This is a genomic window from Vibrio sp. (assembly GCF_047973365.1).
Taxonomy (GTDB): domain Bacteria; phylum Pseudomonadota; class Gammaproteobacteria; order Enterobacterales; family Vibrionaceae; genus Vibrio.
Window position 1 is genome coordinate 1 of sequence record NZ_JBKEBW010000050.1, and the last position, 12011, is coordinate 12011.

11 protein-coding genes and 1 pseudogene are annotated in these 12011 nt (G+C 43.9%); 4 read left to right on the plus strand and 8 right to left on the minus strand.

All coding sequences use genetic code 11. The features are described 5' to 3' along the window. From ACK5MF_RS06985 to ACK5MF_RS06995, 3 genes and pseudogenes are all read left to right on the plus strand, one after another. Positions 1-239, plus strand: a pseudogene (locus tag ACK5MF_RS06985) (GGDEF domain-containing protein); the annotation flags it as partial. A 66-nt stretch (positions 240-305) separates the two neighbouring features. Next, positions 306-761, plus strand: coding sequence for a GGDEF domain-containing protein (locus ACK5MF_RS06990; protein ID WP_416920783.1), 456 nt, complete (start codon positions 306-308; stop codon positions 759-761). Positions 762-875: 114 nt separating this feature from the next. Continuing rightward, positions 876-1787 carry a ZIP family metal transporter gene (locus tag ACK5MF_RS06995; RefSeq protein WP_416920681.1) on the plus strand — a complete coding sequence of 304 codons (912 nt, stop codon included), beginning with the start codon at positions 876-878 and terminating at the stop codon, positions 1785-1787. Positions 1788-2063: 276 nt separating this feature from the next. On the opposite strand, the gene ACK5MF_RS07000 is transcribed toward ACK5MF_RS06995, so the two are convergent. The 5 genes from ACK5MF_RS07000 to ACK5MF_RS07020 all read right to left on the minus strand — a co-directional run bounded on the left by ACK5MF_RS07000 (position 2064) and on the right by ACK5MF_RS07020 (position 7115). Continuing rightward, positions 2064-2654, minus strand: coding sequence for a TorD/DmsD family molecular chaperone (locus ACK5MF_RS07000; protein ID WP_416920683.1), 591 nt, complete (start codon positions 2652-2654; stop codon positions 2064-2066). A gap of 90 nt (positions 2655-2744) precedes the next feature. Next, positions 2745-3530, minus strand: coding sequence for a dimethyl sulfoxide reductase anchor subunit family protein (locus ACK5MF_RS07005; RefSeq protein ID WP_416920684.1), 786 nt, complete (start codon positions 3528-3530; stop codon positions 2745-2747). 2 nt (positions 3531-3532) lie between these two features. Then, on the minus strand, positions 3533-4153 hold the full coding sequence (locus ACK5MF_RS07010) for a DMSO/selenate family reductase complex B subunit (protein WP_416920686.1): 621 nt from the start codon (positions 4151-4153) through the stop codon (positions 3533-3535). Positions 4154-4170: 17 nt separating this feature from the next. Then, positions 4171-6591, minus strand: a complete 2421-nt coding sequence (locus ACK5MF_RS07015) for a DMSO/selenate family reductase complex A subunit (RefSeq protein ID WP_416920688.1) — start codon at positions 6589-6591, stop codon at positions 4171-4173. 38 nt (positions 6592-6629) lie between these two features. Then, positions 6630-7115 (minus strand): 4Fe-4S binding protein, encoded by a 486-nt coding sequence (locus ACK5MF_RS07020; protein WP_416920690.1) that lies wholly within the window; start codon positions 7113-7115, stop codon positions 6630-6632. Positions 7116-7452: 337 nt separating this feature from the next. On the opposite strand from ACK5MF_RS07020, the gene ACK5MF_RS07025 reads away from it, so the two are divergent. Then, on the plus strand, positions 7453-8574 hold the full coding sequence (locus tag ACK5MF_RS07025; RefSeq protein ID WP_416920692.1) for a 5-methyltetrahydropteroyltriglutamate--homocysteine S-methyltransferase: 1122 nt from the start codon (positions 7453-7455) through the stop codon (positions 8572-8574). Positions 8575-8722: 148 nt separating this feature from the next. Here ACK5MF_RS07025 and ACK5MF_RS07030 read toward each other — a convergent pair whose 3' ends face one another. From ACK5MF_RS07030 to ACK5MF_RS07040, 3 genes are all read right to left on the minus strand, one after another. Further along, positions 8723-9763 (minus strand): TRAP transporter substrate-binding protein, encoded by a 1041-nt coding sequence (locus tag ACK5MF_RS07030; RefSeq protein ID WP_416920694.1) that lies wholly within the window; start codon positions 9761-9763, stop codon positions 8723-8725. Between the two features lie 78 nt (positions 9764-9841). Next, the gene (locus ACK5MF_RS07035) at positions 9842-11164 is read right to left on the minus strand and encodes a TRAP transporter large permease (RefSeq protein WP_416920696.1); all 1323 of its coding nucleotides are present in this window, start codon (positions 11162-11164) and stop codon (positions 9842-9844) included. Then, on the minus strand, positions 11161-11670 hold the full coding sequence (locus ACK5MF_RS07040; protein WP_416920698.1) for a TRAP transporter small permease subunit: 510 nt from the start codon (positions 11668-11670) through the stop codon (positions 11161-11163). The genes ACK5MF_RS07035 and ACK5MF_RS07040 overlap by 4 nt, the downstream gene beginning before the upstream one ends. Positions 11671-12011: the final 341 nt, after the last annotated feature.

Here is a 12011-nt window from a genome sequence, read left to right on the forward strand (position 1 = left end):
ACATCGTTATGAACCGTGCGGCATTAAATAAATTATTGCGTGATTCGAACTCTCTTCCACCGATTGAAGAAGATGAACGAATTGGCACCTTTCTGGTTGAAAATATGACGATTGGTTTCGCAAAAAATGAAACAGGAGAATTATTGGTCGACCTTTTCAACCGGGCTTTACGTCTGGTGGATGTGTATTCTATTGTCCGTAATTATGATTACCAACCTAATTGGCGTACTGTAATTTAATATAAAAACAGCTTTTCAACTAAATAACAAATAAACTATAGCTTAGTCTTTATCGCTTTAGCTATTATATTAAGCAGATTATATCGTTTATCAACCAACGATAACATAACCCAACTGCATAACCGATTGTCGCTTTATCGTCGTTTCCGTAGAGGATTCCCAGCGAATATGCATATGGTTTATTTAGATGTGAATAAGTTTAAACAGATCAACGATACTTATGGTCATGACGTGGGCGATCAAATGTTACGCACGCTTGCTCATCATATAAAGTTGCACTGGAAAGGAAAGAGTTATCGTATTGGTGGTGATGAGTTTATCTTGGTGTCACAACGCCCTTATGCATCGATTATGCAGATGTTGAAGCCTATCCAGCAGTTCTCTCTTTTATCAAATAAAACTGGCGAGCTATTGGAGGTGAGTGTTTCCATGGGCATTGTTAAATCCGATGGCTCGCCAATAGATGAAATCATGCATCGTGCTGATCAGGAGATGTATCTCAATAAGCAGGGTAAAAAATAACGGGATAACGTTAAAATTTTCTGATCTGTTGTTCGACGGCATTGCATCAAAGCAGTAGTGAGCGCAATATAACCATATGATTTTCTGTACAAACTAATCATTAGGATTGGCTCTATGAATCACACTCAAGAACAGTCATGGGTTGATGTATTAAGAGGACACTCAAACCAACACCCCGTGATGGCGGGTGGATTGATTGTCTCTTTGCTTTTAATTGCGTTTTTCCTTTTCCAAGCTTTAACGGGTGAGAGACAACTCAACGGGCAATACGCACTTGTTGGTGGGAGTATTGCATTTCTGGCTACCGCGGTCGGTACTCTACCCGCGCTGTTTATTCGTGATATCCCGCAAAAAATGTCAGATTGTATGCTCGGCTTTGCGGCGGGGATGATGCTTGCAGCTTCTGCTTTTTCACTTTTATTGCCAGGTATCGAAACGGGTACAGAATTTTTTGAGAGCGGATTTCTTGGCGGCATCATCGTCATTCTCGGCATGATCATCGGTGTCGCGTTGATGCTTGGGCTAGACGCTTTTACTCCTCACGAACATTTAGAGACAGGTCCTTGTGGACCAGGACACGACAGATGCAGCCGAGCTTGGCTATTTGTATTTGCTATTGCTTTACATAACTTTCCAGAAGGAATGGCAATTGGCGTCGGTTACGCGCAAGGTGACTTATCTGTGGGCGTACCATTGACTTCGGCCATCGCATTGCAAGACCTTCCTGAAGGTTTAGCGGTTGCCCTTACACTAAGAGCCGCGGGTTTTGACGTAAAACTGTCCGTCTTAGTGGCAGCGTTAACCGGCATTCTAGAACCGATTGGCGCTCTACTTGGCGTAAGTTTGGCGGGTGGATTGGTCATCGCTTACCCAATCGGTCTTGGTTTAGCAGGAGGTGCCATGCTGTTTGTTGTCTCTCATGAAGTCATTCCTGATACCCACAGAAATGGGCATCAAACACTGGCGACCGTCGGTTTAATGATTGGCTTTGCCTTGATGATGGTATTGGATACCACGTTAGGCTAGGCATTCCGCAGTTCAATCGCTACTGCCAATTCGATGGATTATGGATGACAATGAGAAAAGGAACCATATCTTCGGTAATGCCAATCAGTTAAGAGAATCCTCGTTCCCATGCTCTGCGTGGGACTGCATATTTGACTCACAGAAAGTCAGATTAACTGCCTATTTTGGCTTTGGTATGCATTCCCACGGGGGACCGTGGGAACGATAACTCTGTCTTTTTGAGCTTAACTGACAGACATTACCATATCTTCGGTTCCTTTTTTATTTTCACAGTCTTTAAAGATAAAGTGTTTTCGCTGCCACTTGGTATTCAAATTCACTTTGCAGCGAAGCAAACAGCTCTTGCGTAATTTGAGCCAGTATTGCGTAATACTGACTAACTTCATTACTCGCGAGCAATTCAAGATAGCGTGCTCCCCAAGGCATTAAATGCTCGGTGATCAACACCATACCAGCTCCAGCATCACCTTTTTCTAATAACTGACTCAAAGCTAACAGCATCAAACCAAACTGGTCTTCGGGCTCTTTCATTGCACTGTGTATTTCTAACCCATTCTGACGAAGAAAAGCTCGGTAATGAGCCGTTGACTCACCGAAGACAATATTATCTTTATCTAGATACACTGAGCCCCAAGGCGGACAAGGCATTTCACCCTGACCTTCAAATAGTACCGAGAACTGATATTCAAGTTCATCTAACTGCAACTCTGGTAATCGTGAAACGAGATCGCCGATTTTGCCTTTATCGGACCAATTGAGTAACTCAGGTAAGTGTTTCAGATTGTCACGCATAGGTTGATTTTCAGCGCTAGGGTGAGAATAGAAGTTCTGTCCAAGCAGTTGAAACACAACAATAAGAGGATTCATTACATTCGCCTTTTGGTTCAAATAATAAGGTGCAGAGAGACATCTCTACACCTTATAACAACATCTATGCTTAATAACGCTTTTATTCGCTTACATGCCAATAGCCCAAAGGTCATAGAAACCAATGCGACCAGCAATTTCACCCACCACAATTAATACCGATGCCAACGCTGCTACACGAGCATTCTGTGCGCCTTTGGTCATAAATGCGGCGGCAATTAACATTACTAGTCCTAGTGCCAGTAATGCGTATTTAGCACCCCAGAACAACATATCTTGTTGATGGAACTGTACGTTCGCTTGAGACAAGAACGAGAAATAACCCGGAGTTAAAGCAAACAATACAACTGTCGCAATAGCCGTTAGCAGCCAAGCTCTTCCGCCGACATTGTTAGCCGTCATGATTGCGCCACCACAAATCACCGCAGTGAACACCATTTGCAGTGAAGTGAACGAGGTATTCCAAGCCGGGATAGTTTCAAGCTGATAAACACCCGGAATAAGGATGATAAGCGCAAGACCGGCAATCGCACCCAAGTAGCCGAAAATGTTCACCGTTGCCTCTGGAATGGTCTTTTTCAAATTGCCAACCACGTAGAGGAATACTAAACCGCCGAACAAGCCACAAGTAATGATCTCATTACTCATTGGCGAACGTCCCATACCAAACAAAGCATTAATAGCTCGTAGCGGTTGACCTAAGTGAGTTAGCGCAGAAATGCCTGCAATAACCACCATCACCAGTGAAATCAAAGCGATTTTGTTGGCTTGATTCTGATTAATCTTCTTCATTGAAGAGCAGATCTGCATCAGGATAAAAGCACCAGCGGAAGCTTGCGCCAATACAGTGAAAAATACTAATGGAAGTTCTTTCATGATTAGACCTCCTGTGGATTTAAGATAGAACCTGACGAATCACCGGTTGGTCTTGCTTGCGCATGCGCTTTAACCACTAGGTTTGGACGAGTCAGATGTGCTTTCGGCAATGGCGCAATTTCGGCTTGTGTACCATATTTCGCCCGTAGGACTTCGATATCATCAAAATCCAACGCGCGTTGTGGGCATGACGTTACACAGACCGGTTTTTCGCCACGGGCAACGTATTCGTAACAGCCATCACATTTAGCCATCACTTTCTTCTCTTCATCAAACTGTGGCGCGCCATATGGACAACGCATTTCACAGTAACGACAACCAATACATACATCTTGGTTGACCACCACAAGACCATCTTCAGCACGTTTATGCATGGCACCCGTTGGACAACCTTCAACACAGGTTGGGTTATCACAATGGTTACAACTGATAGACAAGTAGTAATTAAAAACATCCTGATCGAAGGTGCCATCTGCATTTTTTACCCAAGCACCACCACCGTATTCATAAACACGACGTAGCTTAGGACCGACATCGAGCTGATTGCGATCTTTGCAGCTCACCTGACATGTTTTACAACCCGTGCATTTAGACGAGTCGACATAAAAACCATATTGAGTCATAACTTTATCCTAATTCTTTATGCACGTTTAATTTCGACAAGGTTCGAATGCTGAGGGTTACCCTTCGCCAATGGCGATGGGTGCAGAGTGGTTAATGTATTAATACAACCACCGATGTCGATACCATTACGATTGGTTTGACGCCATGCACCTTGCGGTACGGCAACCACTCCTGGCATGATGCGTTCAGTCACTTTAACTGGCATTTGAACTTGTCCACGGTCGTTAAAGATAATGGTCATGTCGCCATGTTGTAGTCCACGCTGACTTGCGTCCATAGGGTTCATCCAAACTTCGTCTGGCACTGCTTCTCGCAACACAGCCACACTATGGTAAGTTGAGTGAGTACGGCGTTTAGTGTGAAAACCTGTCATTTGCAGCGGGAATTGTTTCATACGTTCTACATCACCCAAACCTTCGCGAGTTGGTAGATATTCAGCGACAGCAGGAATTCGATCACCTTCAGGTAACTCCCACTCTTTATCCAATGTAGCGAGCTGCTCTGAATAAATTTCAATTTTGCCAGACGGCGTTGAAAGCTTGTTCGTTTCCGGATCTTCTCTAAATTCTTTCAGCGCTATATGAGATTCAATGTCTACAAGTTCACGGTCAATAATACCCATGTCATTGGTTGCGCTAAACTCAGGTAAATAAGTACGTTTTTCGCGAATTTTGTTGTAGCTATGCTCAATCCATTGATCGAGTGTGCGACCTTCCGTAAATTTCTCACCAATACCTAACTTATACGCGATATCTGCGAGCACATCGTAGTTAGGACGGTTTTCCCACAGCGGAGTAATCGTCGGCTGCATACGAATCAAATAATGGTATGGACCAGTTGCGTACGAGTTATTCACTAAATCCGCCGCTTCTAACCAAGAAACGTCCGGCAGTAAAATGTCCGCATAACGAGCCGAACTGGTCATGTGGTGATCCCACACTAAGATAAATTCACATTTGGATTCATCAGATAAGATTTCATGAGTACGGTTTAAATCGGAGTGTTGGTTGCCCGTCACACCACTTGAATAACTCCAGAGAAATTTAACTCCAGTCTCTAAGCGAACTTTAACTTTAACGTAACTGTTTTTCGCCGTCATATTCTCATGATCGTCAATCGCCTTAGTCCATAAGAAGCAAGGAATTGAGGTTTTAACTGGATTAGGTAACGCAAATCCCGGGACTGGATAACTAGAACTGTAACCCCAGTTACCACTGTTAGTTCCCTGACGACCAAATTGTTTTGTTATCACAGGCAACATCATGATCGAGCGAGAGGCTTGCTCGCCATTCATCGTACGTTGTAATCCCCAGCCCTGAGAGATCCACGCGGCTTTTGCATTAAAAAGTTCGCGGGCAAGCTGACGAATTCGCTTCGCTGGAATGCCGGTAATTGCCGCCGCCCACTCCGGTGTTTTCTCAGTTTTATCTGTGCCCAAACCTAAAATATAAGATTTGTAAGAGGCGTTTTTCTCAGCCGAAGCTGGCAGTGTCGACTCATCCCAGCCCACCGAATATTTATTGATGAATTCATCGTCGGCCATGCCTTCTTTGATCAGTGTATGACCAATAGCCGCTACTAACGCAGCGTCGGTTCCAGGACGAATCGGCAGCCATTCTGCATTCAAACCTACAACTGAATCAGTGCGGCGAGGATCGATGATAATCACTTTTGCTTGACTGTCTTCTAAAGCACGATAAAGCTCTTGAACCTGACCACCGCCAGACATACGTGTCTCAGCAATGTTCTGACAGAACATCACGACCAGATCCGAATGCTTAATTTGCGCCATGTAACTACCTTGCGGAGTACCGTAGACAAACGGCTCTACACGACCAATTTGCGCGGTCGAATAAGTATTGTGCTGCTCAAGAAAACCACCCATGAGGTTCAATAAACGCTTACAAGCATTTCGCCCATGTAAATTTGCCCCTGTTGAGCCAGAACCGTACTGATAATAGATAGCTTCGTTACCATAGGTATCAATAGTGTGGCGCAATTTGTCGGCGATGATTGTGGTGGCTTCGTCCCAGCTAATACGTTTAAACTTACCTTCACCACGCTTACCAATTCTTATCATTGGGTATTTCAAGCGGTCCGGGTTGTAAGTTTTGTAGCGGTTCGAACGTCCACGCAGACAAGGGCGGATCTGATGCTGACCAAATACTGAATCATCAATGCCATCTTCAGTATTAATACGGACAATTTGATCGTCTTTGACGTGAACTTTTAACGGACATCGGCTACCACAGTTAACAAGGCAAGCGCTCCATTTGATCTTCTCTTCTGAACTGGTTGCAGGCGTTGCCGCATTGGTTACCGAAGAAAATGGGAGGGTTAATCCAGACGTTAATGCAGCAGCGGTAGCGGTTGTCGCGGAGGCTTTCATAAACCCCCTTCGAGACAACTCACTATCTAATAAGGTTTTATTTTTCATTGCTCTTTCCCATTTTAGTTAACCGGTTACATTTCCAGCTATTTCAATATTGATGTTGTTATAGCGTTGACAGGGCAGTGGTATTGGCAGGAATTGCAGCCATTACACAGATCCAAATCAATCGTTGGTTTATTATTCTTTTGCACAGTTATTGCGCCAACTGGACAGCCGTGCTGACATTCAGCACAGTAAAAGGCAGTTTGCGGATTACAGTTCGAAGTGATGACTGGTCGAACGTAACAATCACTGATGGTATGAGAGAGTGCGGATGTCGGACAGACCTCATTACACTGATGACAGTGTGAACAAAAGTTCAGCTCTAAATCGAGTTCCGCAAGTTGATTTTTTACGACGACAATACCGTTTGGGCACGCAGATACACATTCACCACAACCAGTACAAGTTTGAATAAAATCTTTCTCTTCCAACGCAGTTGGAGGACGAGGCACATTTCGAGCAACTGAATTCGATTTATTCGCATGGCGAACGATATTACGAAAGAAGTTGCGTTTCCCCACATCCATAACGCACCCTCACCTACTACTTTTGAGCTATAGTGAGGCATTGCGTTCGGTAACGAATTGATGAATATCAACTCAATGTAACTAAATATTAAAAAATATTACTAGATGATTATCATTCTCATGAATAAGTAGGAAATCAGTGGTTTTCTCTGTGAATAGCAAAGTAATGGGATAAGTTTAACACCTTTTCAATACTGCTAAATTGCGGTCATACCAACATCGTAATTGAAAATAATTCATACACTACATGATAAAAATGCGGTTGAGTTCATATAAATAAAACTTAATTATTTAGCCATCTAGACGTGTTTTTTTTTGTGTATTTAGAGGTAACAAGATGTCTGAACATATTAATCCGATGATCACTCCTTTCTTCGCTGACCAAGTTGGTAGCCTATTGCGCAGTGACAAACTCAAAGCTGCTCGCTTACAAAAGCAAAACAACGAAATTACGGCAGAGCAACTTATTCAAGTTCAGAGGGAAGAAACTCGCTTACATGTTGAACAGCAGAAGTTGGCTGGGCTTACTGCTATTACTGACGGTGAATACTCACGTGCATGGTGGCACTTTGATTTTCTTGAAGGATTAAACGGCGTTGAAGGCTACACACCTGAAGTACCTCTCAACTTTAAAGGCACCAAACCAAAAACTCACAGCATTAGAATCATCGACAAAATTGGCTTCGACTCTAACCACCCTTTTCTTGATGAATTTGAATTTCTAAACTCATTGCTTGAACCAGAGCAACATGTAGCGAAACAGACAATACCAAGTCCCAATATGCTTTTCCTGCGTGGTAAAAATGTCGCTGAATGCTATCGGGATAATGAAAGTCTGTTGATCAACGATTTAATTCAAACCTATCAGGATGCTATCCAGGCTTTTTATGACAAAGGCTGCCGTTACCTACAACTCGACGATACGTCTTGGGCTTCCTTCTTTTCTGAAGGTGGCGTGAATAGCCTTAAAGAGCAGGGATACGATACTAATAAGCTACTCGTGGTTTTCGAACACCTACTGAATGAATCGATTAAAAACAAACCTCACGACATGCTGATCACCATGCACATTTGCCGGGGTAACTTCAGATCGACTTACTTTGGCTCTGGTGGCTATGAAGCAGCCGAAGAAACCATATTTGGCCGGCTCAACGTTGATGGATTGTTCCTGGAGTTTGACGACGAACGCTCAGGCGGATTCGAACCGTTAAGACATGTGACCAAAAAAGATCTTTTCATCGTACTCGGTCTAGTAACATCAAAGACGCCAGAGCTTGAGCCAAAAGAATACATCAAATCACGAATTCTTGAAGCGACAAAGCATATTCCCCTTGAGCAGTTGCGCTTAAGCCCACAATGTGGGTTCGCATCCACGGAAGAAGGTAACATTCTTTCCGAACAAGAGCAGTGGAATAAGCTTAAACATATTGTTGAGATTGCTAACGAAGTTTGGGGATGAAAGCCGTTAACAAAGCAAGCTCACCGATAACTAAAGCTGTGTTGCAAGAGCTCAGTACTCTTTGGAATATTAACTAACTTTTATTAACCACCTAAAACAACATCAGCGACCAAAGCCGCTGATGTTGTGAGTCTCAAAAGGAAACAGATTAGCTATAACGATAAGGTCTGCCTGCTTTTTCCATATCTGAGTTGTATTTCTTAAATATCTCAACCACTTTTGCTTTGGTTGGCGATTCTTTCGCAATCTCATCCCAGAACTTGTGCGATTCAGCTTCAACAGTTGCCCACTCAGCATCTGGAATAGAGGTCAGTTTCATGTCTGCCCCCTCTACACGAAGTTTTGCTTCACCGCCCCAGTACCACCATTGTCGATAATAATGAGAGCTATCCATACAGAGTTGTAGCAGTTCTTTTAGATGTTCAGGGAGCGCATTGTAACGTTCCATATTGGCAAAGAAGTGTCCAATCCATGCACCAGAGATGTTGTTGGTTAGGAAGTAATCCGTCACCTTTGACCACCCCACAGTGTAGTCTTCAGTGATGCCCGACCATGCAATACCATCCAATTCACCGGTTTGAAGGCCCACTTCCACATCTTCCCAAGGAATAGATACTGGAACTACGCCGAACTTAGCAAGGAAACGACCCGCTGTTGGGAAAGTAAAGATACGAAGACCTTTAAGATCATTCAGGCTAGTGATTGGCTTTTTCGTTGCGAAATGACAAGGGTCCCAAGCACCTGCGGAAATGTGTTTCACACCTACTTTCGCGTACTCTTCTTTCCAAATTGCGTCCAAACCGTATTGGTTGAATAGCACTGGAATATCAAGTAAATAACGACTACCAAATGGGAAGTAGCCACCAAAAGTAGTGACTTCTGTTGGCGATGCCATAGAGTCATCATCAGACTGTACAGCGTCGATAATGCCTTTTTGCATCGCACGGAAAAGCTCACCGGTTGGTACTAGTTGGTCTGCAAAATACAGTTCAATTTGCATTTCATCGCCCGCGAGGCGGTTAAACATTTCGATGGCAGGTTTCACTACATGCTCAGCCAACGCAGGACCAGCGTACGTCTGCATACGCCATTTAATTTTCGGGTTCGCTGCAAACGTTTTAGCAGGAGCAAGCAAAGTTCCCGCGGTGAGCGCCGCTGCACTGGTTAAAAACTTACGTCTTGAATTCATGGATATCCCTCCGGTTAATTTTCCCTGTGGACTTCTCGTCCGACTGGTATTTTTATTTCTAAAAAATCGAGTTGTTGCTTATTTTCCGTATACGTAATCAGGCAGCCACAACGCCATTTGCGGAAAAATCATGATTAGGATCAGCGAGAGCACCATAATGGCAACAAAAGGCCCTATGGAGCTGTATATATCCCGTAGCGTAATACCCGGTGGAGCCATGGCTCGCATCAGGAACAGGTTGTAACCAAACGGTGGCGTGATATACGCAATCTGAGACGTGACGGTGTAGAGAACGCCATACCAAATGAGGTCAAAGCCCAATGCGTGAACCAACGGAACATACAACGGAGCCACGATAACCAGCATCGCGGTATCATCAAGAAAGGTTCCCATCACCAAGAATGAAAGCTGCATCAGGATAAGGATTGTCCACGGGCTTAAACCTAGTTGTTCCGTAAACAAAGTTTCGATGGATTTCACCGCCCCTAAACCATCAAACACCGCGCCAAAGCCCAAGGCAGCAAGGATGATCCACATAAACATACAGGAGATGGCTAATGTGCTGCGCACAGAGTTCTCAAACACAACGCGCGTCATACGTCTTTTAAGAATTGCCGCAAGAAACGCAGCCATTGCACCGATAGCTGAACTTTCCACTAGGCTTGTCCAGCCATTGACGAAAGGAACCATCATCACTGCGAAGATGCCTAGCGGCAGAATACCTGCACCAAGCAGACGAAGTTTTTCAGACATCGGAACATTGCGCTCTTCTGCGCTAAGAGCAGGACCAAGACTGGGGTTTATGCGACAGCGAATAGCCACGTAGAGAATAAACAATACCGCCATGACTAAACCAGGTATTACGCCCGCAAGCCAAAGCTGACCAACCGGTTGACGCGCAATCATCGCATACAGAACTAACACCACTGATGGGGGAACAAGTATTCCCAAAGAAGAGCCCGCCTGAACAACGCCCGTAACCATTTTTTTGTCGTACTTGCGTTTTAAAAGCTCAGGTAACGCAATGGTTGCACCGATTGCCATACCCGCAACGGACAAACCGTTCATGGCTGAGACCAACACCATCAGTCCAATAGTACCAATAGCCAGACCACCCGGCATAGGCCCCATCCAAACATGGAACATCTTGTATAAATCGTCAGCAATTTTCGATTCAGACAGGATATAGCCCATGAAAATAAACATGGGCAGTGTAAGCATTGGGTACCAGTTCATCAGCTTTACAGCTGCGGTAAAAGGGATTTCGACCCCTCCGTTTCCCCATAAAAGAATAGCAGCAATGGAAGCAACAGCACCTATTGCAGCAAATACACGTTGACCCGTTGCCATAAGCAACATCATCAACGAGAACATCATTGTTGCGATCATGCCGTAACTCATTTGAGCTCCACTCCTCGTATCGTCGCGATATCTTTAATAAATTGTGAAATAGCCTGAAGGATCATCATGAAAATACCAGCGCACATCAGCGCCTTTATCGGCCACAGCAGTGGTCGCCAAGCCGTGCGAGTGCGTTGTCCATACTCAAGCGAATAGAGTGTGCTTTCCAACCCGCCGTAAAGCAGAACTGCGAGGTAAAAAAGCAAAAAGAAGACGGTGAAAGCATCTACCCATGCTCGCGTTTTGACAGACCATTCGCCATAGAACAGGTCCATACGAACGTTTGCGTTGAGTTGGATAGCGTATGCGCCACCTAAGACGTAATAGGCAACCATCATGAATTGAGCAGACTCAAGCGTCCACAATGACGGCATAAAAAAGGTTTTAGAGATAGAAGACCAAAGCAGGATCCCCACCATGACAAATATGCCATACGTCATGATACGACCAACGCAGCGATTAAACGCGTCGACGTATTTCACGTAGGCAACAACAAATCCGGGCATGAAATTTCCTTATTACCAATCCCTTAAAGTAAAAAGTGCAGATAATTCACTTTATCCATATCAATTCGAAGACTGATGAATCTGCTGTTTTTATAATTAATGTTTATAAACAGTCAGTGTGAGCACTTATTTGGTGAACTAGGCAAAAGACACGCCAATTTGTATTTTTTATACAACTTAGTTAGTGACTTAGGTTATGAAAAGTGAAACATCAGACAACATAACCATATGATTCAAATGGGTAATATTGATAATAAAAATATTATTGCGAATATTTGATACAAGAGGTGACCAACAAAATCTTTCGAAAAATCAAAGATAATTGCACTAAATTAGGATAA

Bases quoted from the DNA above. Each gene is read 5' to 3' on its own strand.
- ACK5MF_RS07005 (WP_416920684.1), bottom strand. From the start codon at position 3,530: ATGAAAGAACTTCCATTAGTATTTTTCACTGTATTGGCGCAAGCTTCC.
- ACK5MF_RS07030 (WP_416920694.1), bottom strand. From the start codon at position 9,763: ATGAATTCAAGACGTAAGTTTTTAACCAGTGCAGCGGCGCTCACCGCG.
- ACK5MF_RS07020 (WP_416920690.1), bottom strand. From the start codon at position 7,115: ATGGATGTGGGGAAACGCAACTTCTTTCGTAATATCGTTCGCCATGCG.
- ACK5MF_RS06995 (WP_416920681.1), top strand. From the start codon at position 876: ATGAATCACACTCAAGAACAGTCATGGGTTGATGTATTAAGAGGACAC.
- ACK5MF_RS07035 (WP_416920696.1), bottom strand. From the start codon at position 11,164: ATGAGTTACGGCATGATCGCAACAATGATGTTCTCGTTGATGATGTTG.
- ACK5MF_RS07025 (WP_416920692.1), top strand. From the start codon at position 7,453: ATGTCTGAACATATTAATCCGATGATCACTCCTTTCTTCGCTGACCAA.
- ACK5MF_RS07040 (WP_416920698.1), bottom strand. From the start codon at position 11,670: ATGCCCGGATTTGTTGTTGCCTACGTGAAATACGTCGACGCGTTTAAT.
- ACK5MF_RS07000 (WP_416920683.1), bottom strand. From the start codon at position 2,654: ATGAATCCTCTTATTGTTGTGTTTCAACTGCTTGGACAGAACTTCTAT.
- ACK5MF_RS07010 (WP_416920686.1), bottom strand. From the start codon at position 4,153: ATGACTCAATATGGTTTTTATGTCGACTCGTCTAAATGCACGGGTTGT.
- ACK5MF_RS07015 (WP_416920688.1), bottom strand. From the start codon at position 6,591: ATGAAAAATAAAACCTTATTAGATAGTGAGTTGTCTCGAAGGGGGTTT.